Below are 25,079 nucleotides of genomic sequence, written 5' to 3' on the forward strand. Positions count from 1 at the left end.
TCTGCTTGCCTTTCGAGGCGGCGCTAGCGGGCCTGCCTGCCCGCGGCGATCTGTCGGCTCATGATCGTGGTCAGCTCGTACGCGGTGTGGGAGGCCGCAACGGAGGTGATCTCGGCGTGATCGTACGCGGGGGCGACCTCGACCACGTCGGCGGAGACCAGGTTGCAGGAGGACAGACCGCGGATGATCTCCAGCAGTTCCCGGGAGGTCATGCCGCCCGCCTCGGGAGTGCCGGTACCGGGCGCGTGGGCCGGGTCGAGTACGTCGATGTCGATGGAGATGTACAGCGGGCGGTCCCCGATGCGCTGGCGCAGCTGGTCGGCGACCTCGTCGGCACCCCGACGGTAGACGTCGGCCGAGGTCACGATGCCGAAGCCCATCTTGGCGTCGTCGTCGAGGTCCTGCTTGCCGTAGAGGGGGCCACGGGTGCCGACGTGGGAGAGGGCCTCGGTGTCGAGGACGCCCTCCTCTACGGCGCGGCGGAACGGCGTTCCGTGGGTGTATTCGGCACCGAAGTAGGTGTCCCAGGTGTCGAGGTGGGCGTCGAAGTGCAGCAGGGCCACCGGGCCGTGCTTCTTGGCGACCGACCGCAGCAGCGGCAGCGCGATGGTGTGGTCACCACCCAGGGTCATCAGTCGGGAGCCATTGCCGAGCAGCTCGTCGGCGGCGGCCTCGACGGTCTCCACCGCCTCGTTGATGTTGAACGGGTTGACGGCGATGTCGCCGGCGTCAGCCACCTGCGCCAGCGCGAAGGGGGAGGCGTCCTGGGCCGGGTTGTACGGGCGCAGCAGTCGGGAGGCCTCGCGGATGGCGTTGCCGCCGAAACGGGCACCCGGCCGGTAGGAGACACCCGAGTCGAAGGGCACGCCGACTACGGCTACGTCGGCGGAGCCGACCTCGTCGAGCCGGGGCAGTCGGGCGAAGGTCGCGGGGCCGGCGTACCGGGGAATCCGGGAGGAGTCGACGGGTCCGCGCGGGGTCTGCTCGGTGCTCATGGAGGTGCCCTTCTGTGTCCGGCCGCCGGGTGGGGGTGCTCCGGCTCCGTGTTCGAGCGTAGGTGGCCAGCGGGAATGCGCGAAGTGTAGGTTTCATCCATAACTCTTCTCCCATATGTGCGGACCATCCATGCAGTCTCCCGCGAGCGACCCCTCTGCTCCCACCACACCGGCCCAGCCGCCCACCACCGGCATCCCCCTGGAGCTGCTGCTCGCGGACCGCGGCCTCGGCCTCCGGCTGGTGGCGGGGGCGACAGGCGTCGTACTACACGGAGTGCACGCCTCCGAGATGCGTGACCCCTCTCCGTACCTGCTCGGCGGAGAACTGCTGCTGACCGCCGGGCAGGAGCTGGGGCCCGGCGCCGAGGGGTATGTGGCACGACTGGTCACCGCCGGAGTAGCGGCGCTCGGTTTCGGTGTCGCGCCGGTCCACGAGGCGGTGCCACCGGAGCTGGCGCGGGCCTGCGAGCGACACGCACTGCCGCTGTTGGAGGTCGCCCCTCACACCCCCTTCACCGCGGTGGCCCGCGCCGTGTGGCGGCTGATGGCGCAGGAACGCACCCGCGAGCTGCGCCGGGTGACCGAGGCCCAACAGGCCCTGGCCGCAGCCGCCGCCCGCCCCGACCCGGTCCCCGCGGTGCTGCGCCGACTCGCGGCCACCTTGAGCGGTTGGTCGGCGCTGTTCTCACCACGGGGCGAGGTCATGCACGCGGCCGGCTCGCCCCCTACCCCGCGGGCAGGCGACGCACTGTCCCAACTCGCCCGCCGGCTGGCCTCCGGCGGCCCCGCCACGGCCACGGACAGCGTCGACTCCCGGCACCTGTCCGCCTACGCCCTCAGCCCGGCCGGGCCCGAGGCCATGCCGCCATCCGCAGCCCCGGCCGCCCGGCTCACCCTCGGCATCGCCACCGGCCTGCGCTCCCCCGGCGACCGCACCATCGCCGGAGTGGCCGCCGTACTGCTGACCCTCCTCACCTCTTCCCGAAGGGAACACACCGCGACGACCGCGGCGACCTTGCTGGAGGTACTCCTCGGCGGCGACCGCGAACGGGCCGCCGGCCGGCTCGGCCCCGGCCCCTGGACGGTCGTCCACGCACGGCCCCACGAATCCGGGACCGGCGAACCGGCCGCTCTGGGCGCGGCCCTCGGCGCGGTGCTCCTGGAAGCCGGGCCTGATCGGGTGCGCCTCCTGTGCGAACACCAGCCGGGCCCGCAAGCCGGCTGGACCCTGGGAGCGAGCGCCCCCGCCCCGGCGGTGGAACTAACGGTGGCGGACACCCAGGCGGCCCGAGCGCTTCGCCGCGCCGAAGCGGCCCGAGCGCCGCTGGTACGGCACACCGGAGCCGGCCTCGACGCGCTGATCGGCCAGGAGGAGGCCCGCGCCCACGCCCGCGCACTTCTGGCACCGCTGGGCCCGGTACTGGTGGAGACGCTGCGCAGCTGGCTGACCCACCACGGCGGCTGGGACCGTACGGCGGCAGCCCTGAACGTGCACCGCAACACCGTCCGCCAGCGCATCGCCCGCTGCGCCGCACTCCTCGACCGTGATCTGGACGACGCGGACGTCCGGATGGAGTTGTGGTTCGCCCTCCGGCACGGCACCTGAGGGCCGCCGCCCGCGCGAGCCGACGACGGAAGCCGTCGTGGGTCGCGCAGCACCTCGAACGTGGGCCGCCGGTGAAACACCCTTTCCGGCACGGGCCTCCCGCGTGATCCACATTTTGCGATCACCACACCTTTGGATCAGAAAGCGAACGACTTCCGGGCACTTCACACCTTTCGAACATGCGGATAAAGTATTCCAGAAGCGGGATCGACAAACCAAGTGAGCCCCTAAAGTCGAAAGTGGCGACACAAATGCTTTACGCTCTGGCGCATGGGCATTACGAGCACACGACTTACACCTCCACACTCGACAGATGGGAGGTGTCAAGCGAACCGTTCACACTGGAACCCTGCGACTGGAAAGTCGCCCACTACAGCCATGCGGCGACCGTCGCATGCTCAGCATGCGAAGCCGACGTGACCATCGGTCGCCACAGTCCAGCGTGGCGAATGAAAGAGCAGCGCAGCATTTTGGTTGAGTATCGAGCACTGAGGAGATGGTCCTGGATTCCCATTCTCATCCCACTGATAATTGGCTACGCCCTCTGGAAAACCTTGCCGGCGGGAAGCTTGCTTGCGCCGTTCCTCTTCATCAGTCTGATCTTCTGCAAAGGCGCGCTGGTCGATCTACTCACGGGCCCCGAGGATGCCGATGAATACGAATTCAGCCCCAAGAACTCGTACGGAAACATAAGACATCGACTGATTCCGCATACACCCCAAACGAGAAAAGGGGAGACCCGCCCGGCATCCTTTTGGGCCACAAGCTGACAAGTTCACGTGGGCTCGTGGTCGATCCACGCCGGCGGATGAGCCGACCACATCTCGACTCGACCGCCAGGCCGCGCGACAGCGAAGGTGCCGCACGGAGTCGACACCGCCCACAGGAATCGGCTGACCCACGCAGGCGGTGTCGCCCCGAGCCCCGGAGAGGCGGCGCCCGTCCCCGCCCCACGCCACGATCACCGCTCGACCCCTACGGCCCCGGGGGCGGCTCGCTTCCGTCGTGAACCGGTACGGGCAGTCGGGCGCCCCGGCTACGCGCGATGCGGTGGAGGTCGCGCAGCGTCTCCGCCATGCAGGCGGCAAGGTAGCGCAGTTGGGCGGAGGTGGCGTGCTGGTCGGCGAGCATGTCGTCTGCGTGATCGAGTAGTTCGACCGCCATCCCGAGCTGGACTCGCTCGATGTTGTCGGCCACGCGGGAGAGATACCCGTGCCCGTCACCGATCAGGTAGCAGGGCTTGCCCTCCGGACCGACCCAGGGCAGCAGCCGCCCTTCGTCGGCGGTCCGCCCAATCACGCGGCCACCGCCCAGCCGCGACTGACACGCGGCGCGAGGTCGACCGCCCGCACGGTCAGCCGCGAGGCCACCTTCAGGCCCCCTTGCCAGCGGGCGGGAGCGGAGCGGCGCAAGGTGGCGTAGCCGTCTGGCGTTTCCCCGGGCACCGGGAGACGCCCGAACGCGTACGGCAACACCTCAAGGAGGCGGGCGATGTAGTGCAACACGTCTTCAACTCCAGCTGGTTGGCGGACGCGTCACCCGAACCTTCGACTCGTCCATCGCGATACACCACTGAGTAGCGGTGCACTCACAGAGTGGGACGAACCGGAGTAGCCTCACCAGTAGTGGGCGTGTGACAACGCCTCTGTCACGTGGGAGTTGACCGTGAGCAACATCTATGGCGACTGGTTGAAAGCCCAGCGCGAGACGGCCGGGCTCACTCAGCAGCAACTGGCCGACGCGGCGATCATGACGCGTTCGCACATCTCCCACATCGAGGCGGGCCGCCGCGTCCCCTCCCGCGAGGACGCCCGGCGCCTGGACAGGGCCCTGAACACGGGAAACGTGCTGAGTAGCTTCCTGCCTGAGGGGGATCCGGCAGTCGCGGACTACTTCGAAACAGCACGGCAGCTCGAACAACAGGCTACCTTGATCAAGGAGTTCGCGCTGTCCGTTGTGCCCGGCATCTTGCAGACACGGCGCTACGCCGAAGCAGTCCTGCGGTCCTGGTTCCCTCCGAGGAGTGAGTCGGAGTGTGACAGGCTCGTTGTCACACGGCTTGAACGTGCCAGGATCCTTGAGGATCCGCTCACGCCCGCGGTGTGGGTACTTCTGGATGAGGCGGTCCTGCGCCGACCGGTAGGTACTCCCCAAATCATGGCGGAGCAGGTGACGCATATCGCCGAATTAGCAGAACGCAAGCGCGTACGCGTTCACGTCCTACCGTTCGGAGCCGGCTACCAGCCGCTACATCAAGGGATGCTCTCGCTGATGTCCTTCGAGGACCAGCCTCCGGCCGCCTACAGCGAGGGGGCGTTCACGGGCAAACTCTACGATTCGCCCACCATGGTCCAGAGGTTGGAACACACCTACACTCTGGCTGTGGGCGATGCGCTCCCGACAACGGAGTCACTCGCACTCCTGAGGGCAATCGCGGGGGAATACGGACACCATGACTGAGCGCAGAATCCAGTACGCGGCCGGATGGAGCGGCTGGCGCAAGTCCTCGTACAGCAACAGCGAGGGCGGAAGCTGCGTCGAGGTGCTGGACGGCCACCCGGCGGGCGTGCCCGTTCGCGATTCCAAGAACCCCCACGGCCCTGCCCTGTTCCTCCCGGCCACTGCTTGGTCCGTATTCGTCTCGGCCGTCCGGGAGGACGCCTTCTGAGGCCGCGGCGATCGTTGACCTGGTAGCGCTCCCAGGAGTTGCGCGGTTCTCTCACGGGGGCCCGATGGCCTGTCGGGGCGCGGGTTCATGGCTTCAGGACCGCTGGTGCGATCTCCGTCGCGGGCCCTGCCACCTGTGGTGTCAGAGTCAGCGGCCAGGATGACGGTCATGGCCAACGAAACGACCTGGCTCGCCGCTCCCCGGTCCGTAGCCTTCGGGGGCTACCACGTGGTGCTCGCCCGCGGGCTCTGCGAGCAGGAGCTCGCTGAACGGCTCGCGGCGACCCTGGTCTACGACGCCGCGCACGTCGTCGTACCGGTCGGGGAGCACACCGGAGCCTCGCTCCTGGAGCTGATGGACGACGCCTACGGAGACTCCTGCGACGGCATCGGGATGCGCCTCGGTTGCGCGGGGGGCTGGACGTACGCGGTCGCGTACGGCGGTTGGCAGGGGGAGTTCCACTCGCCGGCACCCGTCTCACGCGGCGGCGTGCACGTCTGCCTCCTGGAGTACGAGGAGGAGAACGGCAAGCCCGTCCCTCCCCGGTTCGGGTACTTCCACGACGGCCTACTGGTGAGCGGCTGCAACCTGCGCCTGGACGCGTCGTGGGGCTACCAGGGCGTCGACGGCGACCCCGCCACAGCCGCACGCGTACAGGAGCGGTTCAGAGCCGCCGGCCTCCCGGGCCCTGGGCGCGACCAGAACGAGGTCGACCGCGCCGCGCTCGCTGTGGTCGCGGAGTTCTTCGGGCTTGCACTGCCGAGGGACCCGATATTGAGCGGGAGGCTTGCGGCCGTGCTGTTGGAACCGGCGTAGTCCGCGGCCGGGCCGGCACGAGCTTGCCAAGGGTGCTCCCTGCTTCTGGCGGGCGCTCCCCCGGGCGGGCCAGCCCTCGCTGGGTTGGGGAACTCATCGGCAGCCGCTTCTGGTTGGTCCACCCACACGTCGATTCGCGGGAGTCTCCTGCGCACCGGGGGAGGTCCTGGTCTCCGATGTCACTGGTCCCCCATACCTTCGGGGCATGACGACGCCTACGAATCCCCTGACCCAGCTCGCGGCCGATCCGAGCGGGAACAGCCTGGGCCTGAGTCTCCCCGCGGGGAGACTCGTTGACGAGACGTATCAGGGCCCCTGGATCGAGCCTCTGCTCTGGCTGGCCGAGGCGCCCGCGGTTCCGGGCGAATGGGCCGCCCAGGAGGCCGCCTGGCGAGCGGCCGGCCTGCACCCGGTGCTGATAGACGTCGCGGGTCCGCTGGGAGGTCCGGAGGGCTGGGACCTGATGTGCGGGAACCTGTCGTATCCGGAGGACTTCATTGCCGAGGAGGTGCTGGGCGACTACTGGATCGAGATATGGTCGCGCCAGTCTGCCGAGGACCCGCCCGGCCAGCAGGGGGGTGACTCCCCACTGGGCGCGCCGGGAGCGGTCGCCGAGGTGGTCGCCCCGTTCGGCCCGAAGTGGCCGGGGCTCGCGGCGGCGGGGCGACTCGCGGAGGACCCCGATGCATGTGCCGCCGAGGTGGCCGACTCCCTCGTGGGCGGCGGATCCCGGCTGGAGGAGCCTCACCTGGCGCTGGTCACGGCTGACCGTAGCGCCGACATCCCCGCGGCCACCGGCTGGACCGGCTCGCTGAACCACGAGGACGACCCCGGTCTCCTGTCCGCCGTCCTGCGCGGGTGGGAGGAGCGCTTCGGCACGCGCGTCGTGGCGCTCACCGCGGACCAGGTGGTGCTCTCCGTCGCCGCCCCCGTGACTGACCCGTCCGAGGCGGAGGCCGTGGCTGCCGAGCACTTCGCGTTCTGCCCGGACAACATCGGCTGGGGGTCCCACGGCACGCTGCGCGCGTACGCCACCCAGGAGGTGCTCGGTCAGCGGATCTGGACGTTCCGGTGGGCCTGACCAGGGCGGCTGTGCGGCTACCGCGGTCGGTCTGGGCGGCCCCGTGCGAGTGCGGCGTGGACGTTTTGGACATCGGGGTGGAACTGTGGTGCGCACCGCACTGGATCACGAGCTCTGGACAGTCGCGGTGACCGCCGGGTAACTTAAATCTCAACCAAGGTGAGCAAGCGCTTAGCCACGGCGGCGGAGAGCCGCGACGAAGGGAGCCGGCCGTGCGCCGTACCGTATTCAACGAGGACCACGAGGCGTTCCGCGAGACCATCCGCGCCTTCATCGAGGCCGAGGTCGTCCCCGTCTACGACGAGTGGTTCGCGGCCGGCCAGGCCCCGCGCGAGTTCTACTACAAGCTCGGCGAGCTGGGCGTCTTCGGCATCAACGTGCCGGAGGAGTTCGGCGGCGCAGGTCTGGACACGCACAAGTTCGAGGCGGTGCTCTACGAGGAGACCGCCCGCGCGGGCGTGAACTTCGGCGGCTCCGGTGTCCACGTGCTGCTCGCCCTGCCGTACATCAAGATGCTCGCCAACGACGAGCAGAAGAAGCGCTACCTGACGAAGTTCGTCACCGGCGAGGAGATGTGGGCCCTGGCCATGACCGAGCCGGGCACCGGCTCCGACGTGGCAGGTATGAAGACCACCGCCAAGCTCTCCGAGGACGGCACCCACTACGTCCTCAACGGCGCCAAGACCTTCATCACCGGCGGTGTCCACGCCGACCGCGTGATCGTCTGCGCCCGCACCTCCGCCCCCCGCGAGGACGACCGCCGCTTCGGCATCTCGCTCTTCGCCGTGGACACCAAGTCCGAGGGCTACTCCATCGGACGCAAGCTCGACAAGCTCGGCCTGCGCACCTCCGACACCGCCGAGCTGGCCTTCGTCGACGTCAAGGTCCCGGTCGAGGACCTCCTGGGCGAGGAGAACAAGGGCTTCTACTACCTGGGCCAGAACCTGCCCTCCGAGCGTTGGGGCATCGCCTTCGGCGCCTACGCGCAGGCCAAAGCAGCCGTCAGGTTCGCCCAGAACTACGTGCAGGAGCGCACGGTCTTCGGCAAGCCGGTCGCCCACTTCCAGAACACCAAGTTCGAACTCGCCTCCTGCCAGGCCGAGGTGGACGCCGCAGAGGCCGTCGCCGACCGTGCCCTGGAGGCCCTGGACGCCGGTGAGCTCACTGCCGCTGAGGCTGCCTCCGCCAAGCTGTTCAACACCGAGGTCGCACACCGCGTGATCGACAAGTGCCTCCAACTGCACGGCGGCTACGGCTACATGAACGAGTACCCGATCGCCCGCCTGTACGCCGACAACCGCGTGAACCGGATCTACGGCGGCACCAGCGAGGTCATGAAGTCGATCATCGCCAAGTCGATGGGTCTGTAAGTCCCCTTGAACAAGGCACTCTCCGATCTCCTCGATCTGCTCGACCTGGAGCAGATCGAGGAGAACATCTTCCGCGGCACGAGCAGGCCCTCGCTGGTCCCGCGCGTGTTCGGCGGGCAGGTGGCGGCGCAAGCACTCGTCGCGGCCGGCCGTACCGTGCCCGCCGACCGGAACGCCCACTCGTTGCACTCCTACTTCCTGCGAGCGGGCGACCCGGGCGCACCGATCGTCTACTCCGTGGACCGGATCCGCGACGGCCGTTCCTTCACCACCCGCCGGGTGGTAGCCGTGCAACACGGACAGCCGATCTTCCACCTCTCCGCGTCCTTCCAGACCTACGAGGAGGGGCTGGACCACCAGAGCGACATGCCGCCCGCCCCGGACCCGGAGTCCCTGCCGACCGCGGCCGAGGCGCTGCCTCACTACCGGAAGATCTTCCGCGATCCCGACACCGTGGAACGACTGCTCACCGGTCGCGCAGCGGTCGACCTGCGGTACGCGACGACCCCGCCCTGGGGCAGCGTCGGCGAGCCCGTCGAGCCGCGCAGCCAGGTGTGGTTCCGCACCGAGGGCAAGCTCGCGGACGATCCCCTGCTGCACACCTGTCTGGCCACCTACGTCTCCGACATGACCCTGCTCGACTCGGTGCTGCTGGCGCACGGCCGGGGCGGCTGGGCGGTCGGCGACGTGGTCGGCGCCTCGCTGGACCACGCCATGTGGTTCCACCGCCCCTTCCGGGCCGACGAGTGGCTGCTGTACGACCAGCAGTCCCCTTCGGCACACGGCGGCCGGGGGCTGGGCCAGGCCCGGATCTACACACAGGACGGGCGGCTGGCGATCACGGTGATCCAAGAGGGCGTGGTCCGCGTCCCGCGCGGCTGACCCGCCCGCCCCTTCGACGGCGGCCCCCGCCTGTGCGGCGGGTGGGGGCCGCGTCAGTTCTGCTCCGCGCGTTCGGCCCGGCGCGGTTCCCCCAAGGACGCCACCACCAGGCCACGCACCACAGAGCCAGAGCGGCCCATCCGGCCACAGCAGGAGCCAAGCACCTGGCCCACCGGCCGTGAACTGCGCCGGTGACCTACGCTGCGAGCCCCGCCTCGGCGAGCAGGAAGGCCGTCATCAGGTCGTAGGAGCGCGGGTCGGGGACGTGGTCGTCCAAAGGAACGGCGACCTCGACGGTGCCTTCCGCCTCACCGATGAACAGCGCGGGGTCGTTGCAGTCGGCGTAGCCGACCGCGTCCACCCCCCGCTGACCGGCGCAGCCCGCCCAACCGTGGTCGGCGACGACCAGATCGGGGGCGGGGCGACCCTCGCGCAGCAACCCGTCCAAGATCGCGGCCATGGGCTCCGGCGAATGGGTGTGCCACAGCGTGGCGCCGCGCTCCAAGACCGCCACGTCGGCGAACTGGACCACTCGCCCCTCGTCGGCGCCCAGCCCGCCGGGGACGACCACGATCTCGCAGCCAGCGGCGCGTAGCGCAGCGGCCGTGGCCCGGTGGACGTCGAGTAGGCCGCCCGGGTGACCGGTGGCGAGGAGCACCCGCTCGCGGCCGGCGGCGGCCTTGCGCAGTCGGGCCGCCATCCGCTGGAGACCGGCGACGGTCAGCTCGGGATCGATAGTGTCCTGACCCCGCCGGTGATCGGGGTCGGCGTTGACACCGCACCGCTCCACCATGACGGCGAGCACGTCCAGTTCCTCGCTCCAGCGCTCGGCGAGTTCCAGGCCGAACCAGTGGTGCCGGTCACCGCGGCTGAGCTTGCGGTAGTGGGAGAGGTTGTTCTCGCGCGCAGTGGCGACCTCGCCTGCGATGCGGGTCCGGACGAGGTGCTCGATCAGGGCGGCGCGGCTGGGTATCGGCATGGATCCCATTCTGCCGCCGGACGGCCACGGGTGGGCAACTTCAGCCGGCTGCTGGGGTCAGGGCGGCAAAGGCGCCGTGGGCCAGCCGGCGCAGCAGCGCTTCGGCGGCTCCCCGGCCCGGCAACCCGTAGGAGCCGAGGTGCGGGGTGGAGTTCAGCAGGCCGAAGACGGCGTGGACGGCGGTGCGGGCCTCACCCTCGGGCACGGTGGGGTGGAGCTCCCGCACGGTCTCCACCCAGAGCTCGACGTACTGGCGCTGGAGTTGACGGACCAGTTTGCGGTCGGCCTCACGCAGCCGGTCGAGCTCCCGGTCGTGGAGGGTGATCAGCGGTCGGTCGTCGAGGGCGAAGTCGATGTGCCCGTCGATCAGCGAGGAGAGGACCGCGGCCGGGTCGCCGGCGGCTTCCTTCACGCGCCGCCGGCCGCCCGTCAGCAAGCGCTCACTGATGCCGACCAGGAGCTCGGCGAGCATGGCGTCCTTGCCTGCGAAGTGGCGGTAGAGGCCGGGCCCACTGATGCCGACGGCCGCGCCTATCTCATCGACGCCCACGCCGTGGAAACCGCGCTCCGCGAAGAGGCGGGCGGCCTCTTGGAGGATCTGCTCACGGCGGGTCGGAGCGTCGGTCCTGGCGGCGGCGTTCGGGCTCATGAGAAATCATTCTAGACAGGGCTGTTAGCGCTCGTTAACCTTATGGATAGCGTTAACGCTCATTAACCGAGCAAGGGAGCTCGACGGATGCAGCAGGCACCAGTGCTGACGAGCGCCGCGGACCCGGCGTCCGAGGCCTGGCGGACCAATGAGGCCGCCCACCAGGAACTCGCGGAGGACCTGCGGGCCAGGCTGGCCGCCGCCCGCCTCGGCGGCGGCGAGCGGGCCCGCGCCCGGCACACCGCGCGCGGCAAGCTGCTGCCGAGGGACCGGGTGGACACCCTCCTGGACCCCGGCTCCCCCTTCCTCGAACTGGCCCCGCTGGCCGCCGAGGGCATGTACGGGGGCGCGGCCCCGGCCGCCGGAGTGATCGCCGGCATCGGGCGGGTCAGCGGGCGCGAGTGCGTGGTGGTGGCCAATGACGCCACCGTCAAGGGCGGCACCTACTACCCGATGACCGTCAAGAAGCACCTGCGCGCCCAGGAGGTCGCGCTGGAGAACAGGCTGCCCTGCGTCTACCTGGTGGACTCCGGCGGTGCCTTCCTGCCCATGCAGGACGAGGTCTTCCCGGACCGCGACCACTTCGGCCGCATCTTCTACAACCAGGCCCGGATGTCGGGGGCCGGCATCCCCCAGATCGCCGCCGTCCTCGGCTCCTGCACCGCCGGCGGCGCCTACGTCCCCGCGATGAGCGACGAGGCCGTCATCGTGCGTGGCCAGGGCACGATCTTCCTGGGCGGTCCACCGCTGGTGAAGGCGGCCACCGGGGAGGTGGTCACGGCCGAAGAGCTCGGCGGCGGCGAGGTGCACTCCAGGATCTCGGGGGTCACCGACCACCTGGCCGAGGACGACGCCCACGCGCTGCGGATCGTAAGGAACATCGTCGCCACGCTCCCCGGGCGCGGCACGCTGCCCTGGTCGGTGGAGGCCGCCGAGGAGCCGAAGGTCGACCCGTACGGCCTGTACGGGGCGGTGCCGGTGGACTCCCGCACCCCTTACGACGCGCGGGAGATCATCGCGAGGATCACCGACGGGTCCCGCTTCCAGGAGTTCAAGGCCGAATTCGGGCAGACCCTGGTCACCGGCTTCGCCCGGATCCACGGTCACCCGGTGGGGATCGTCGCCAACAACGGCATCCTCTTCTCCGAATCCGCCCAGAAGGGCGCCCACTTCATCGAACTGTGTGACCAGCGCGGCATCCCCCTGCTGTTCCTTCAGAACATCTCGGGATTCATGGTCGGTCGCGACTACGAGGCCGGTGGCATCGCCAAGCACGGCGCCAAGATGGTCACTGCGGTGGCCTGCACCCGCGTGCCCAAGCTGACGGTGGTCGTCGGCGGCTCCTACGGCGCCGGCAACTACTCGATGTGCGGGCGGGCCTACTCGCCCCGCTTCCTGTGGATGTGGCCGAACGCGAAGATCTCTGTGATGGGCGGTGAGCAGGCCGCCTCGGTGCTGGCGACCGTCAAGCGGGACCAGCTGGAGGCCCGCGGTGAGCAGTGGCCGTCCGAGGAGGAAGAGGCCTTCAAGGCTCCGGTGCGGGCCCAGTACGAACAGCAGGGCAGTGCCTACTACGCCACGGCCCGGCTGTGGGACGACGGGGTCATCGACCCGATGGAGACCCGGCAGGTGCTGGGACTGGCCCTGACCGCGTGCGCCAACGCCCCACTGGGCGAAGGCGGCTTCGGCATCTTCCGGATGTGAGGACCTCTTCGATGTTCAGCACAGTGCTCGTGGCCAACCGTGGCGAGATCGCGGTCCGCGTCATCCGGACGCTGCGAAAGCTCGGTGTGCGTTCGGTGGCCGTCTTCAGCGATGCGGACGCCGACGCCCGGCACGTCCGGGAAGCCGATACCGCGGTGCGGATCGGGCCGGCGGCTGCCGCCGAGAGCTACCTGTCGATCGAACGGCTACTGGACGCCGCTCGGCGTACCGGGGCCGAGGCCGTCCACCCCGGCTACGGATTCCTCGCGGAGAACGCCGCCTTCGCGGCGGCCTGCGAGGAGGCGGGCATCGCCTTCATCGGGCCGCCCGCCTCGGCCATCTCCCTGATGGGCGACAAGATCCGGGCCAAGGAGACGGTGCTGGCGGCCGGCGTCCCGGTGGTCCCCGGCTCCTCGGGCAGCGGACTCTCGGACGGTGAACTGACCGCGGCGGCCATGGAGATCGGCATGCCGGTACTGCTGAAGCCCTCGGCGGGCGGCGGCGGCAAGGGCATGCGACTGGTGCGGGACGAGGGGCTGCTGGCGGAGGAGATCGCCGCTGCCCGCCGTGAAGCTCGCTCCTCGTTCGGCGATGACACCCTGTTGGTGGAGCGGTGGGTGGACCGGCCCCGGCACATCGAGATCCAGGTGCTTGCGGACCGCCACGGCCAGGTGATCCACCTCGGTGAGCGGGAGTGCTCCCTCCAGCGTCGCCACCAGAAGATCATCGAGGAGGCCCCCTCGGTACTGCTGGACGAGGCGACCCGGGCGGCGATGGGTGAGGCCGCGGTATCCGCGGCACGCTCCTGCGGCTATGTGGGCGCCGGCACGGTCGAGTTCATCGTCCCGGGAGGCGACCCCTCCTCGTACTACTTCATGGAGATGAACACCCGTCTCCAAGTCGAGCACCCGGTGACGGAGCGGATCACCGGACTGGACCTGGTGGAGGAACAGCTGCGGGTCGCAGCGGGCGAGGCTCTTGGCCGCAGCCAGGCCGAGGTCCGGCTGACCGGCCACGCCGTTGAGGCCCGGATCTGCGCCGAGGACCCGGCGCGGGGCTTCCTGCCCTCGGGCGGGACGGTGCTGGCCCTCGGCGAGCCGGGATCCGCGGCCGACCCCGCGGAGTCGGTGCGCACCGACTCCGGGCTGCTGGCCGGTACGGACGTGGGCAGTACCTACGACCCGATGCTGTCCAAGGTCATCGCCTGGGGCCCGGACCGGGCCTCGGCACTGCGTACCCTGCGGGGCGCACTGGCCGAAACGGTCATCCTCGGCGTGCAGACGAACGCCGGCTTCCTACGGCGGCTGCTGGCACACCCCGATGTGGTAGCGGGCGACTTGGACACCGGTCTGGTGGAGCGGGACCTGAGCCTGCTGCTGCCCACCGGGGTGCCGGCGGAGGTGTACGCGGCTGCGGCACTCTTGGCGCAGCGGGCCACAGAGCGCGGGTCGAGCTGGCAGGACCCGTTCGCCGCCCGAAGCGGCTGGCGGCTCGGCGGCGAGCCGGCGTGGACCGTCCACCACTTGCGCGTCACGGGAGCCGAACCGCTCGCGGTGCGTGTCCGGGAGTGTGCCGGTGGCCGCCGCCTGGAACTGGCCATCGGCGCGGAGCCTGCCGTTCCGGTCCGGCTGGTGCAGGCCGAGACGGGTCGGGCCACGGTCGAACTGGACGGGGTGACACACACGTTCAGTCATGTGGACGGCCCCGGCGGGGTCTGGCTGGGCCGCGAGGGCGACTCCTGGCACGTGCAGACCCACGATCCGGTCGCGGCCGGCTTGGGCGGGGCCCGTCGTGGCGGCGCCGACACCCTGGCCGCACCGATGCCGGGCACCGTCACGGTGGTGAAGGTAGCCGTGGGCGAGGAGGTGACGGCGGGGCAGAGCCTGCTGGTGGTGGAGGCCATGAAGATGGAACACGTCATCTCCGCCCCGCACGCCGGCACCGTCACCGAGCTCGATGTGATCGCCGGTGCCACGGTGGCCATGGACCAGGTGTTGGCCGTGGTCGCCCCGCACGCGGACACCTCCGTGGCCGAGGAGGTGCTCTCGTGAACGGATTGCCGATGGAGGTTGGCACCGACGGCCTCCCCGCGCGGGTACGCATCTACGAGGTGGGTGCCCGTGACGGATTGCAGAACGAGAAGGCGACCGTCCCGGTGGAGGTCAAGGCGGAGTTCGTCCACCGGCTCGCCGACGCCGGACTGGGCACCATCGAGGCGACCAGCTTCGTGCACCCCAAGTGGGTACCGCAGCTCGCCGACGCCGAACAACTACTGCCCCTGCTCGATGACCTGGCCGATCGGGTGAGCCTGCCGGTGCTGGTGCCGAACGAGCGCGGTTTGGACCGTGCCCTGGCGCTCGGAGCACGCCGGATCGCGGTGTTCGGCAGCGCGACGGAGACCTTCGCGTCCCGCAACCTCAACCGGACGGTCGACTCCTCGCTGGCCATGTTCGCGCCGGTCGTCGCCCGCGCCAAGGACGAGGGCGGGCACGTGCGGGGCTACCTGTCGATGTGCTTCGGGGACCCCTGGGAAGGCGCGGTACCAGTTGGGCAGGTGGTCCGCGTCGCCAAGGCCCTGTACGAGTTGGGCTGTGACGAGCTGAGCCTCGGAGACACCATCGGGGTGGCCACCCCCGGACACGTCGTCGCGCTGCTGTCCGCCCTGAACGAGGCGGGCGTACCGACCGAGGCCCTGGGCGTCCACTTCCACGACACCTACGGCCAGGCACTCGCCAACACCCTTGCGGCGCTCCAACACGGTGTCACCACCGTGGACGCCTCCGCGGGCGGCCTCGGCGGCTGCCCGTACGCCAAGAGCGCCACCGGCAACCTCGCCACCGAGGACCTGCTGTGGATGCTCGACGGCCTCGGCATCGAGACCGGGGTCGACCTCGGCCAGCTCACCGCCACCAGTGCGTGGATGGCCGAACAGCTGGGCCGCCCCAGCCCCTCCCGCACCGTCCGTGCCCTCTCCCACAAGGAATGACCCCATGACCCTCGACCACCGGCTCTCCCCCGAGCACGAGGAACTCCGCCGCACCGTCGAGGAGTTCGCGCACGATGTGATCGCCCCGAAGATCGGCGACTTCTACGAGCGCCACGAGTTCCCCTACGAGATCGTCCGCGAGATGGGCCGCATGGGCCTGTTCGGACTGCCCTTCCCCGAGGAGTACGGCGGCATGGGCGGCGACTACCTGGCCCTCGGCCTGGTCCTGGAGGAACTGGCACGGGTGGACTCCTCCGTGGCCATCACCTTGGAGGCGGGCGTCTCGCTCGGCGCGATGCCCCTGTACCGCTTCGGCACAGAGGAGCAGAAGCGGACCTGGCTGCCGAAGCTGTGCTCGGGCGAGATGCTGGGCGCCTTCGGCCTGACCGAGCCGGACTGCGGCAGCGATGCGGGCGGGACCCGCACGACGGCGGTCCGGGACGGGGACGAGTGGGTGATCAACGGCTCCAAGTCCTTCATCACCAACTCGGGCACGGACATCACGGGGCTGGTCACGGTCACCGCCGTCACGGGCCGCACGCCCGAGGGCAAACCGCTGATCTCCTCCATCCTGGTGCCGTCCGGGACGCCCGGTTTCACAGTTGCCGCCCCCTACTCCAAGGTGGGGTGGAACGCTTCGGACACCCGGGAGCTCTCCTTCTCCGACGTCCGGGTACCGCTGGCCAACCTGGTCGGTGAGGAGGGGCGGGGCTACGCGCAGTTCCTGCGGATCCTGGACGAGGGCCGGATCGCCATCGCAGCCCTCGCGACGGGCCTCGCCCAGGGCTGCGTGGACGAGTCGGTGCGCTACGCCAAGGAGCGGCACGCCTTCGGCCGTCCGATCGGTGACAACCAGGCCATCCAGTTCAAGCTCGCCGACATGGAGTTGAACGCCTACACGGCGCGCTTGGCCTGGCGGGACGCGGCCTGTCGGCTGGTGGCGGGCGAGCCGTTCAAGAAGGAGGCGGCGCTGGCGAAGCTGCACTCCTCCACGGTGGCGGTGGACAACGCCCGCGAGGCCACCCAGATCCACGGCGGGTACGGCTTTATGAACGAGTACCCGGTGGCCCGGATGTGGCGCGACTCGAAGATCCTGGAGATCGGCGAGGGCACCAGCGAGGTCCAGCGCATGCTGATCGCCCGCGAGTTGGGCCTGTCCGGCTGACCGGCGCGACATTCGGTGCTGTTTGACGGTCCCGCTGCTTCGACGCGCCTCTCGAAGCAGCGGGACCGATGGCTGACTGGCCCTGTCGGCCCCTGGGGTAGGGCCCTGAACGACCGCCAGGGCCGTACCCGGCCGGAGCGGGGGACGACCTGGCCGTGCGGTCTTCGGGTCGGCCCTCCCCCTCCCGGATCGCCGGTCAGCGCCCGTGGCGGGGTCCCGGCCCGCTCGGGCCACGGTTGCCTTCGACGCCCACCTCGCTGGGGCGATGCATCACCCCGTCGCCTCCGTTCCGGCCGGCCCTACCTCGCCCACGTCGCTGGAACCGTTGTCGGTGATGTCGGCGCCGGAGTTCGAGGCGTCTTCGCTGTTTCCGCCCGGCGCACCGTGGAGCATCCCGCCCAGGCCCACGCCCTTCAGGGACCCTCGGGGACTGAACGCGCCGCCGTTCGTTCGGGAGGCTGTGGAGCACCGATGCGGGGCTCGCGTTCCGGTGTGGCTCGGGTCCTGGCACCCGGACTCCCCCGATATCCCTTTGCGTACGTCACGTTGGGGCTCACCATGCGGGGTCCACGGGCTTGGGGACACAACTACTTAGGACCCCCTTACCTGAGCGAATGAGGTTAGGCTAACCTTTCTAGCGATCGGCCCCGTGGCCACACCACCGCGCACGAAAGCAGACATCCCCATGCCCAAGTCCGGAGCATCCATCCTCAACCGTCGCGGCCTGCTCGCCGCCAGCTGCGCACTCGGCCTCAGCGCCGTGCTCACCGCATGCGGCGGCGGCGACACGAAGAAGGGCTCATCGGACTCGGTCGCCACCCAGGGCGCGGACGCTGAGGCGAAGAAGGGCCCGTGGTCCTTCAAGGACGACCGCGGCACCGAGGTCACGCTGCCGCAGACCCCGAAGAACATCGTGGCCTTCACCGGCACCGCCGCGGCGCTCCACGACTTCGGCGTCCCGGTCAAGGGCGTCTTCGGACCCACGAAGCTCGCCGACGGCAAGCCGGACGTCCAGGCCGGCTCGATGGACATCTCCAAGGTGGAGATCATCGGCAACGTGTGGGGCGAGTTCAACGTGGAGAAGTACGCCGCCCTCCAGCCGGACCTCCTGGTCACCAACATGTGGGTCAAGGACCAGCTCTGGTACGTCCCGGACGAGTCCAAGGACAAGATCCTCAAGGCCGGCGGCCCGAGCGTCGCCCTGTGGGCCGCCGAGACCACCATCCCCACCGCCATCCAGCGCCACGCCGACCTCGCCGCGTCCCTGGGCGCGGACCTCAAGGCCCCGAACGTGGTCTCCGCCAAGGCCCGTTTCGAGAAGGCAGCCGAGCGCCTGCGCCAGGCAGCCAAGGCCAAGCCGGGCCTGAAGGTCCTGATCGGCTCCGGCTCCAAGGACCTCTTCTACGTCTCCGCCCCCAAGCCCTCCGCGGACACCCGCTACTTCCAGGAGCTCGGCCTGACCTTCGTCGAACCCAAGGTCAACGCGCAGGGCTTCTTCGAGGAGCTGTCCTGGGAGAACGCGGGCAAGTACAAGGCCGACATCATCATGCTGGACAACCGCACCGGCACCGCCCAGCCGGCTGAACTGGCCAACGTCGCGACCTGGGCGAACCTGCCCGCCGTCAAGGCCGGACAGGTCGTCCCGCGGGTCACCGAGCCGATCTTCTCCTACGACAAGTGCGCGCCGATCCTCGAAGACCTGGCGGCGGCCGTGGAGAAGGCGAAGAAGGTCAGCTGACCCCGCCGCTCTCGCGGTTCACTGACCCCCGAAGGGATTCGCCCGATGACCGTCACTGCTCCCGCACCGGCCACGGTGGAGTTCCAGTTCTTCACCTTCGAGGTACTGCGCACCCGCCGGATGGGCCACTCGTTCCTGCGGATCACCTTCGGCGGCGAATCCCTCGGGGAGTTCCGCTCCGGCGGGCTCGACCAGAGCCTGTCGCTCTTCCTGCCGCCTCCCCACCGCGCGCACACCCAGTTGCCCACCACAGGGGAGGGCACCTGGTTCGCCGCTTGGCGCGCGATGCCTCAGGAGGAGCGACCGGCCATGCGCTCGTACACGGTACGTGCGCAACGCCGCACCCCCGCAGGGGGCGTCGAGGTCGATATCGACTTCGTGCTCCACGGCTCTTCCCCGGCCTCGGGATGGGCGGCCCGCGCCACCCCCGGCCAACGGATCACGGCGATCGGTCCGACAACGGCGAAGAACCGCTCAGTGCGCTTCCAACCCCCTGCGGACAGCGACCTGTTGGTGCTGTACGCGGACGAGAGTGCACTTCCGGCGGCCACCGCGATCCTTGAACAACTGCCACCCGGGACGCAGGTGCAAGCCGTCTTCCAGGTGCCCCACGCGGAGGACCGCCTGCCGCTGCGCACCGCGGCGCTGGCCGAGATCCACTGGCTGGTGTGCTCCGACGTCAATCCGGCCCGGGTCGAGCAGGCCCGTTCCGCACTGCGGGAGTTGGACCTGCCGCCAGCGAAGGCCCCGTACGCCTGGGTGGCCGGGGAAGCGGGTGCCGTGCGCACCGTGCGCCGCGAGCTGGTGCGGGGGCACGGAATCGACCGCCGCCGAGTGCGGTTCACCGGCTACTGGCGCCTGGGCGTCAGCGAGGAGGAGCTCTTGGCGCAAGCGCGTGCGGGTCGGGCCCCCAGCGAGGATCCCGATTCCGCCCTCTGACCACGGCCGTTCGGGCCACGGGCCCCGGTGCACACCGGGGCCTTTCTTTTCGCACCGGCCCGTCGGGGTGCCCGAGGCGCCCTTCGGCGGGCGCACTTCAGGACGCCGACTTTGGGATGTACTTAGGTTAGGCTAACCTAAGTACATCGCTTCTCGCCCCCCCCCTTTCCCCGCCCGGAGGACAGTTGATGCGTGCGCATCTGCTCAACGAGACGACCGCGGAGCTCTATCGGAGCTACCTCACCGAGGGAGTCGAGCGCGTGGCCGCCAAACTGGCCGCCACCGAGAAGCCACACACCGGGATCTCCGTCGACGAACTCGCCCCGGTCATCGCCGGAATCGACCTGGACCGCCCACTGGCCGATCCGCTCGCCGCCCTGGACGAACTGGAAGAGGTCTACCTGCGGGACGCGGTGTACTTCCACCACCCGCGCTACCTCGGCCACCTCAACTGCCCCGTGGTCATCCCCGCAGTGCTAGGCGAGGCGGTCATGGCCGCTGTCAACTCCTCGCTGGACACCTGGGACCAGTCCATCGGCGGCACGCTCATCGAGCGGCGCCTGATCGACTGGACCACCCAGCGGATCGGGCTCGGTCTGGCCGCCGACGGCATCTTCACCTCCGGCGGCAGCCAGTCCAACCTGCACGCTCTACTGCTCGCCCGCGACGAGGCATGCCGCGTCGTGATGAAGAACAGTGAGCAGGAACTGCCGAAGTCCGAAGTCCTGCCGAAGCTGCGCATCCTCACCTCCGAGGCCAGCCACTTCAGCGTGAAGAAGTCCGCGGCGATGCTGGGACTCGGCTACGAGGCCGTGATCTGCGTACCCACCGATTCCAACCGCCGGATGCAGAGCGCCGCACTCGCCCGCGAACTGGCCGAATGCGAACGGGCGGGCCTTTACCCGATGGCCGTCGTCGCCACCGCCGGCACCACCGACTTCGGCTCCATCGACCCGCTCCCCGAGATCGCCCTGCTGTGCGGCCACTACGGCGCCTGGATGCACGTGGACGCCGCCTACGGCTGCGGCCTGCTGGTCTCACCCACCCGCCGGCACCTCCTCGACGGCATCGAACGCGCCGACTCGGTCACCGTGGACTACCACAAGTCCTTCTTCCAGCCCGTCAGTTCCAGCGCCGTCCTGGTCCGCAACCGCGAGACCCTCCAGCACGCCACATACCACGCGGACTACCTCAACCCGCGCCGCATGGCCGAGGAGCGCATCCCCAACCAGGTTGACAAGTCCCTCCAGACCACCCGCCGCTTCGATGCGCTCAAACTGTGGATGACACTGCGCATCATGGGTGCTGACGGCGTCGGCCAGCTCTTCGACGAGGTGATCGACCTGGCGTCGGCCGGCTGGCAGATCATCGATGCCGATCCGCGCTTCGAGGTCGTCGTACGGCCTCAGCTGTCCACCCTCGTCTTCCGCTACCACCCGACCGCCACCATGCGCCCCGAGCTGGTCGACGAGGCCAACCTGCATGCCCGCAAAGCGCTGTTCGCCTCCGGAGAGGCCGTGGTGGCCGGGACCAAGGTGGACGGCGACCAGTACCTGAAGTTCACGCTCCTCAACCCGCAGACCACCACGGCCGACCTCGTCGCCGTGCTCGACCTCCTCGCCACACATGCCGAGCAGTACCTGGGAGAAGCCCTTGTCCACGCCAGTTGAGTCCCGTGACGTGCGCGACTTCATCGCCATCGGCCTGGGGCCGTTCAACCTGGGACTGGCCTGCCTGACCGCGCCGATCGATGAACTCGACGGCCTGTTCATCGAGTCGAAGCCGCGCTTCGAGTGGCACGCCGGCATGTTCCTGGACGGCGCGCACCTCCAGACGCCCTTCATGTCGGACCTGGTCACCCTCGCCGACCCGACCTCCCCGTTCTCCTTCCTGAACTACCTCAAGGACCGGGACCGGCTGTACTCCTTCTACATCCGGGAGAACTTCTACCCGCTGCGCACCGAGTACAACGACTACTGCCGCTGGGCCGCCGACCGCCTCACCAACGTGCGGTACTCGACCACAGTCACCGAGGTCCGCTACGACGCTCGGGCCGAGGTGTACGAAGTGGCCACCGATCGGGGCGAGACGCACCGCGCCCGCCACCTGGTGCTCGGCACCGGCACCCCACCGCACGTACCCGACTCCTGCGCGAACCTCGGTGGTGACTTCCTCCACAACTCCCGCTACCTCGACCACAAGGCGGAGCTCCAGCGCAAACGCTCGATCACGCTGGTCGGCTCCGGGCAGAGCGCCGCGGAGATCTACTACGACCTGCTCAGCGAGATCGACGTCCACGGCTACCGGCTGAACTGGGTCACCCGCTCCCCCCGGTTCTTCCCCCTGGAGTACACCAAGCTGACCCTGGAGATGACCTCCCCCGAGTACGTGGACTACTTCCACGCCCTCCCCGAGGACACCCGCTACCGTCTGGAGGACCAGCACAAGAACCTCTTCAAGGGCATTGACGGCGATCTGATCGACGCCATCTTCGACCTGCTCTACCAGAAGAACGTGGAGAGCCGCGGTGCCGGCGTCCCCACCACGCTGCTCACCAACACCTCGCTGAACTCGGCCGCCTACGACTCCACCGAGGGCACCTACACCCTGGGGCTGCGCCAGGAGGAACAAGAACGCGACTTCTCGCTGTCCACCGAGGGCCTGATCCTGGCCACCGGGTACAAGTACACCGCCCCCGCGTTCTTGGAGCCGATCCACGACCGGCTGCGGTTGGACGGCCACGGCCGCTTCGACGCGGCCCGCAACTACGCCATCGACATCACCGGCCGTGGCGTGTTCCTCCAGAACGGCACGGTGCACAACCACTCGATCACCTCGCCCGACCTGGGCATGGCTGCCTACCGCAACGCCTACATCATCAGTGAGCTGCTCGGCCGCGCCTACTACAAGGTCGAGAAGTCCATCGCGTTCCAGCAGTTCGCAGCCCCGGAAGGCCACCTGGTATGACCAGCCCGCTCCACCACCACGAGCACGCCGCCGCCGACGTGCTCTACTCCCGCACCGACGCCACCCTCGGTACCTTCGCGCTGCGCCCACTCGACCCCGTCGCCGATGCGGAACTCCTGCACGGCTGGGTGACCCATCCGAAGGCGGGGTTCTGGATGATGCAGTCCGCCACCTTGGCGGACGTGGAGCGCGAGTACGCAATGATCACCACGCACCCGCACCACGGGGCCCGCATCGGCCTGCACGAGGGCCGGCCGACCTTCCTGATGGAGCTCTACGACCCGGGCCAAATCGAGCTCGTCGGCCTGTACGACGCACAGCCCGGTGACGTCGGCATGCACTTCCTCGTCGCGCCCAGCGACACCCCCGTGCACGGTTTCACCCGGGCGGTGCTGACCACTGTGATGGCGGCGCTGTTCGCCGACGGCCGGACCCGCCGGGTCGTGGTGGAGCCCGACGTCCACAACAGGGCGGTGCACGCACTCAACGAGGCCGTCGGCTTCGTGCCCGAGCGGGAGATCGAGAAGCCGGAGAAAACCGCTCTCCTCAGCTTCTGCACCCGCGAGCAGTTCGAAGCGGCCACTGGGCTGCGCACCACCGGAGCTTCCGCATGAACCTCTCTGACGCCATCACCCATCTCGACCCGGAGCTGTGGGCCCGCGCCAACCGGCAACTGGCCCGCAAGGCGCTCGCCGAGTTCTCCCACGAGCGGCTGCTGTCTCCCACCGCGCTGGGCGGCAACCGCTACGCAGTGCGTAGTGACGACGACACCGTGGAGTACCGCTTCACCGCCACCCGGCACGCCCTGGACCACTGGGCGATCGACGAGCAGTCGATCACCCGTCATCGCGGCGAGAACGAGCTTCCCCTGGACGCTCTCGATCTCCACATCGAACTGCGCGAGTCGCTCGGCCTGAGCGCGGAGGTGCTGCCGGTCTACCTGGAGGAGATATCCTCCACCCTCGCCGGCAGCGCCTTCAAGTACACCAAGAAGCAGACCCCGGCCGCGATCCTGGCCAAGAGCGACTTCCAGGACATCGAGACCTCGATGACCGAGGGCCACCCCTGCTTCGTGGCCAACAACGGTCGCCTCGGCTTCGGTATCCACGAGTACCGTGCCTACGCCCCGGAGGCAGCCAGCGAAGTCCGCCTGGTCTGGGTGGCGGCCCGCAGGGACGTCTCCACCTTCACCGCCGGCTCCGGACTGGACCACGACTCCTTCATCCGCGCCGAACTGGGCCAGCGGACCCTGGACCGGTTCGCGGCGCACCTGGCCGGCCTCGGTCTGGAGTTGTCGGACTACCACCTGCTGCCCGTCCACCCCTGGCAGTGGTGGAACAAGACGGCGGTGACCTTCGCCGCCGAGATCGCCAGCCGTCGCCTGGTGCTGCTGGGCGAGGGCGAGGACGCCTATCTGGCGCAGCAGTCCATCCGGACCTTCTTCAACACCAGCGCGCCTCACAAGCACTACGTCAAGACCGCCCTGTCGGTGCTGAACATGGGCTTCATGCGCGGCCTGTCGGCCGCCTACATGGAGGCGACCCCCGCGATCAACGACTGGTTGCACCAGCTGATCGAATCGGACGAGGTACTGCGGTCGGTCGACTTCTCGATCATTCGGGAACGGGCTGCCATCGGCTACCACCACCGCCAGTACGAGCGCGCCACCGACCGTTATTCGCCGTACCGCAAGATGCTCGCCGCGCTGTGGCGGGAGAGCCCGGTGAACGCGATCGACGGCGAGGAACGGCTGGCCACCATGGCTTCGCTGCTGCATGTGGACAGCGAGGGCCGCTCCCTGGTGGGGGCCCTGATCGCCGAGTCGGGACGCACGCCCGCCGAGTGGTTGCGCTCGTACCTCACGGCCTACCTGGTGCCGCTGCTGCACAGCCTTTACCAGTACGACTTGGCGTACATGCCGCACGGCGAGAACGTGATCCTCGTCATCGAGGGCGGCGTGGTGCAGCGGGTGATCTTCAAGGACATAGCCGAGGAGATCGTCGTGATGGATCCCGGCGCCGTGCTGCCGCCGGCGGTCGAGCGGATCCGGGCGGACGTGCCCGAGGAGATGAGGCTGCTCTCCATCTTCACGGACGTCTTCGACTGCTTCTTCCGCTTCCTGGGCTCGATCCTGGCCACCGAGGGCATCTGTGAGGAGGAGGTCTTCTGGCAGGCGGTCGCCGAGTGCGTGCAGGCCTACCAGGAGTCGGTGCCACAGCTCGCGGAGCGCTTCGAACGGTACGACCTGTTCGCTGCAGAGTTCCAGCTGTCCTGTCTCAACCGCCTCCAGCTGCGCGACAACCAGCAGATGGTGGACCTCACCGACCCCTCGGCCGCGCTGCAACTGGTCGGCACCCTGAACAACCCGCTGGCCCCCTTCGCCCGGCGCTGAGCAGCAGACGGTGGGTCTTCCTCGGAAGCCGAGGAAGACCCGCCGCCCCTTATGTCCCTTTTCCGCCTTTCGCTTTGTGCCCGCAGCGTGAGTTCTGCCCGAATTCGGGCAGGATTCTTGCTTTGACTCACCGATAGGCCGC

The 25,079-nt window shown here is 69.3% G+C and carries 23 protein-coding genes; 18 read left to right on the forward strand and 5 right to left on the reverse strand.

What is annotated here, in order from left to right; genetic code table 11:
* Positions 1-23 precede the first annotated feature (23 nt).
* A complete protein-coding gene (gene speB / locus ACFYMC_RS06070; RefSeq protein WP_388519497.1) occupies positions 24-995 on the reverse strand; it encodes an agmatinase in 972 nt (323 codons plus the stop codon).
* A 130-nt stretch (positions 996-1,125) separates the two neighbouring features.
* Between speB and ACFYMC_RS06075 the strand changes: the two genes are divergently transcribed.
* Together ACFYMC_RS06075 and ACFYMC_RS06080 are read left to right on the forward strand one after the other, a co-directional pair.
* A complete protein-coding gene (locus ACFYMC_RS06075; protein WP_388519500.1) occupies positions 1,126-2,601 on the forward strand; it encodes a PucR family transcriptional regulator in 1,476 nt (491 codons plus the stop codon).
* Between the two features lie 179 nt (positions 2,602-2,780).
* On the forward strand, positions 2,781-3,371 hold the full coding sequence (locus ACFYMC_RS06080) for a hypothetical protein (RefSeq protein ID WP_388519503.1): 591 nt from the start codon (positions 2,781-2,783) through the stop codon (positions 3,369-3,371).
* A gap of 205 nt (positions 3,372-3,576) precedes the next feature.
* Here the strand turns inward: ACFYMC_RS06080 and ACFYMC_RS06085 are convergent, their stop codons facing one another.
* The gene (locus ACFYMC_RS06085) at positions 3,577-3,900 is read right to left on the reverse strand and encodes a hypothetical protein (protein ID WP_388519506.1); all 324 of its coding nucleotides are present in this window, start codon (positions 3,898-3,900) and stop codon (positions 3,577-3,579) included.
* Positions 3,897-4,106, reverse strand: a complete 210-nt coding sequence (locus tag ACFYMC_RS06090) for a hypothetical protein (protein ID WP_388519509.1) — start codon at positions 4,104-4,106, stop codon at positions 3,897-3,899. The genes ACFYMC_RS06085 and ACFYMC_RS06090 overlap by 4 nt, the downstream gene beginning before the upstream one ends.
* 160 nt (positions 4,107-4,266) lie before the next feature.
* On the opposite strand from ACFYMC_RS06090, the gene ACFYMC_RS06095 reads away from it, so the two are divergent.
* The 6 genes from ACFYMC_RS06095 (at position 4,267) to tesB (ending at position 9,418) form a co-directional block, all read left to right on the forward strand.
* A complete protein-coding gene (locus tag ACFYMC_RS06095) occupies positions 4,267-5,061 on the forward strand; it encodes a helix-turn-helix domain-containing protein (protein ID WP_388519512.1) in 795 nt (264 codons plus the stop codon).
* Entirely contained in the window at positions 5,054-5,269 is a 216-nt protein-coding gene (locus ACFYMC_RS06100) for a DUF397 domain-containing protein (RefSeq protein ID WP_388519515.1), read from the forward strand. Before ACFYMC_RS06095 ends, ACFYMC_RS06100 begins: the two co-directional genes overlap by 8 nt.
* Before the next feature lie 168 nt (positions 5,270-5,437).
* Positions 5,438-6,085: a hypothetical protein gene (locus ACFYMC_RS06105; protein WP_388519518.1), complete on the forward strand. Its 648-nt coding sequence runs from the start codon at positions 5,438-5,440 to the stop codon at positions 6,083-6,085.
* A gap of 205 nt (positions 6,086-6,290) precedes the next feature.
* Positions 6,291-7,166, forward strand: coding sequence for a DUF4253 domain-containing protein (locus ACFYMC_RS06110; RefSeq protein WP_388519520.1), 876 nt, complete (start codon positions 6,291-6,293; stop codon positions 7,164-7,166).
* A gap of 212 nt (positions 7,167-7,378) precedes the next feature.
* Positions 7,379-8,536, forward strand: a complete 1,158-nt coding sequence (locus tag ACFYMC_RS06115; RefSeq protein ID WP_388519521.1) for an acyl-CoA dehydrogenase family protein — start codon at positions 7,379-7,381, stop codon at positions 8,534-8,536.
* A 6-nt stretch (positions 8,537-8,542) separates the two neighbouring features.
* Positions 8,543-9,418, forward strand: a complete 876-nt coding sequence (gene tesB / locus ACFYMC_RS06120) for an acyl-CoA thioesterase II (RefSeq protein WP_388519524.1) — start codon at positions 8,543-8,545, stop codon at positions 9,416-9,418.
* 196 nt (positions 9,419-9,614) lie between these two features.
* On the opposite strand, the gene ACFYMC_RS06125 is transcribed toward tesB, so the two are convergent.
* Positions 9,615-10,406 carry a phosphatase gene (locus tag ACFYMC_RS06125; protein ID WP_388519527.1) on the reverse strand — a complete coding sequence of 264 codons (792 nt, stop codon included), beginning with the start codon at positions 10,404-10,406 and terminating at the stop codon, positions 9,615-9,617.
* A gap of 31 nt (positions 10,407-10,437) precedes the next feature.
* A complete protein-coding gene (locus ACFYMC_RS06130) occupies positions 10,438-11,046 on the reverse strand; it encodes a TetR/AcrR family transcriptional regulator (protein WP_388519530.1) in 609 nt (202 codons plus the stop codon).
* A gap of 87 nt (positions 11,047-11,133) precedes the next feature.
* Here ACFYMC_RS06130 and ACFYMC_RS06135 point away from each other — a divergent pair, with 87 nt between their 5' ends.
* The 10 genes from ACFYMC_RS06135 to ACFYMC_RS06180 all read left to right on the forward strand — a co-directional run bounded on the left by ACFYMC_RS06135 (position 11,134) and on the right by ACFYMC_RS06180 (position 24,937).
* Positions 11,134-12,750, forward strand: coding sequence for a carboxyl transferase domain-containing protein (locus tag ACFYMC_RS06135; protein ID WP_388519533.1), 1,617 nt, complete (start codon positions 11,134-11,136; stop codon positions 12,748-12,750).
* Between the two features lie 11 nt (positions 12,751-12,761).
* Positions 12,762-14,801, forward strand: a complete 2,040-nt coding sequence (locus ACFYMC_RS06140) for a biotin carboxylase N-terminal domain-containing protein (protein ID WP_388519536.1) — start codon at positions 12,762-12,764, stop codon at positions 14,799-14,801.
* A gap of 11 nt (positions 14,802-14,812) precedes the next feature.
* On the forward strand, positions 14,813-15,736 hold the full coding sequence (locus tag ACFYMC_RS06145) for a hydroxymethylglutaryl-CoA lyase (protein WP_388519806.1): 924 nt from the start codon (positions 14,813-14,815) through the stop codon (positions 15,734-15,736).
* A 4-nt stretch (positions 15,737-15,740) separates the two neighbouring features.
* Positions 15,741-16,901: an acyl-CoA dehydrogenase family protein gene (locus ACFYMC_RS06150; RefSeq protein ID WP_388519539.1), complete on the forward strand. Its 1,161-nt coding sequence runs from the start codon at positions 15,741-15,743 to the stop codon at positions 16,899-16,901.
* A 685-nt stretch (positions 16,902-17,586) separates the two neighbouring features.
* Positions 17,587-18,639, forward strand: a complete 1,053-nt coding sequence (locus ACFYMC_RS06155; protein WP_388519542.1) for an ABC transporter substrate-binding protein — start codon at positions 17,587-17,589, stop codon at positions 18,637-18,639.
* 45 nt (positions 18,640-18,684) lie between these two features.
* Positions 18,685-19,578, forward strand: coding sequence for a siderophore-interacting protein (locus tag ACFYMC_RS06160; RefSeq protein WP_388519545.1), 894 nt, complete (start codon positions 18,685-18,687; stop codon positions 19,576-19,578).
* 188 nt (positions 19,579-19,766) lie between these two features.
* Positions 19,767-21,248: a pyridoxal phosphate-dependent decarboxylase family protein gene (locus ACFYMC_RS06165; RefSeq protein WP_388519547.1), complete on the forward strand. Its 1,482-nt coding sequence runs from the start codon at positions 19,767-19,769 to the stop codon at positions 21,246-21,248.
* A complete protein-coding gene (locus ACFYMC_RS06170) occupies positions 21,232-22,545 on the forward strand; it encodes a lysine N(6)-hydroxylase/L-ornithine N(5)-oxygenase family protein (RefSeq protein ID WP_388519550.1) in 1,314 nt (437 codons plus the stop codon). The genes ACFYMC_RS06165 and ACFYMC_RS06170 overlap by 17 nt, the downstream gene beginning before the upstream one ends.
* Complete coding sequence (locus ACFYMC_RS06175; RefSeq protein WP_388519553.1) at positions 22,542-23,159, forward strand: GNAT family N-acetyltransferase; 618 nt, start codon at positions 22,542-22,544, stop codon at positions 23,157-23,159. The genes ACFYMC_RS06170 and ACFYMC_RS06175 overlap by 4 nt, the downstream gene beginning before the upstream one ends.
* Positions 23,156-24,937 (forward strand): IucA/IucC family protein, encoded by a 1,782-nt coding sequence (locus ACFYMC_RS06180; RefSeq protein WP_388519556.1) that lies wholly within the window; start codon positions 23,156-23,158, stop codon positions 24,935-24,937. The genes ACFYMC_RS06175 and ACFYMC_RS06180 overlap by 4 nt, the downstream gene beginning before the upstream one ends.
* Positions 24,938-25,079: the final 142 nt, after the last annotated feature.

Origin of the sequence: Streptomyces sp. NPDC006879 (assembly GCF_042869595.1) — a bacterium.
Classification (GTDB): Bacteria; Actinomycetota; Actinomycetes; order Streptomycetales; family Streptomycetaceae; genus Streptomyces.

Excerpts from the sequence above, each read along its gene's own strand:
- speB (WP_388519497.1), bottom strand. The coding sequence starts at position 995 with ATGAGCACCGAGCAGACCCCGCGCGGACCCGTCGACTCCTCCCGGATT.
- ACFYMC_RS06075 (WP_388519500.1), top strand. The coding sequence starts at position 1,126 with ATGCAGTCTCCCGCGAGCGACCCCTCTGCTCCCACCACACCGGCCCAG.
- ACFYMC_RS06080 (WP_388519503.1), top strand. The coding sequence starts at position 2,781 with ATGCGGATAAAGTATTCCAGAAGCGGGATCGACAAACCAAGTGAGCCC.
- ACFYMC_RS06100 (WP_388519515.1), top strand. The coding sequence starts at position 5,054 with ATGACTGAGCGCAGAATCCAGTACGCGGCCGGATGGAGCGGCTGGCGC.
- ACFYMC_RS06105 (WP_388519518.1), top strand. The coding sequence starts at position 5,438 with ATGGCCAACGAAACGACCTGGCTCGCCGCTCCCCGGTCCGTAGCCTTC.
- ACFYMC_RS06110 (WP_388519520.1), top strand. The coding sequence starts at position 6,291 with ATGACGACGCCTACGAATCCCCTGACCCAGCTCGCGGCCGATCCGAGC.
- ACFYMC_RS06125 (WP_388519527.1), bottom strand. The coding sequence starts at position 10,406 with ATGGGATCCATGCCGATACCCAGCCGCGCCGCCCTGATCGAGCACCTC.
- ACFYMC_RS06130 (WP_388519530.1), bottom strand. The coding sequence starts at position 11,046 with ATGAGCCCGAACGCCGCCGCCAGGACCGACGCTCCGACCCGCCGTGAG.
- ACFYMC_RS06135 (WP_388519533.1), top strand. The coding sequence starts at position 11,134 with ATGCAGCAGGCACCAGTGCTGACGAGCGCCGCGGACCCGGCGTCCGAG.
- ACFYMC_RS06140 (WP_388519536.1), top strand. The coding sequence starts at position 12,762 with ATGTTCAGCACAGTGCTCGTGGCCAACCGTGGCGAGATCGCGGTCCGC.
- ACFYMC_RS06145 (WP_388519806.1), top strand. The coding sequence starts at position 14,813 with ATGGAGGTTGGCACCGACGGCCTCCCCGCGCGGGTACGCATCTACGAG.
- ACFYMC_RS06150 (WP_388519539.1), top strand. The coding sequence starts at position 15,741 with ATGACCCTCGACCACCGGCTCTCCCCCGAGCACGAGGAACTCCGCCGC.
- ACFYMC_RS06155 (WP_388519542.1), top strand. The coding sequence starts at position 17,587 with ATGCCCAAGTCCGGAGCATCCATCCTCAACCGTCGCGGCCTGCTCGCC.
- ACFYMC_RS06160 (WP_388519545.1), top strand. The coding sequence starts at position 18,685 with ATGACCGTCACTGCTCCCGCACCGGCCACGGTGGAGTTCCAGTTCTTC.
- ACFYMC_RS06165 (WP_388519547.1), top strand. The coding sequence starts at position 19,767 with ATGCGTGCGCATCTGCTCAACGAGACGACCGCGGAGCTCTATCGGAGC.
- ACFYMC_RS06175 (WP_388519553.1), top strand. The coding sequence starts at position 22,542 with ATGACCAGCCCGCTCCACCACCACGAGCACGCCGCCGCCGACGTGCTC.
- ACFYMC_RS06180 (WP_388519556.1), top strand. The coding sequence starts at position 23,156 with ATGAACCTCTCTGACGCCATCACCCATCTCGACCCGGAGCTGTGGGCC.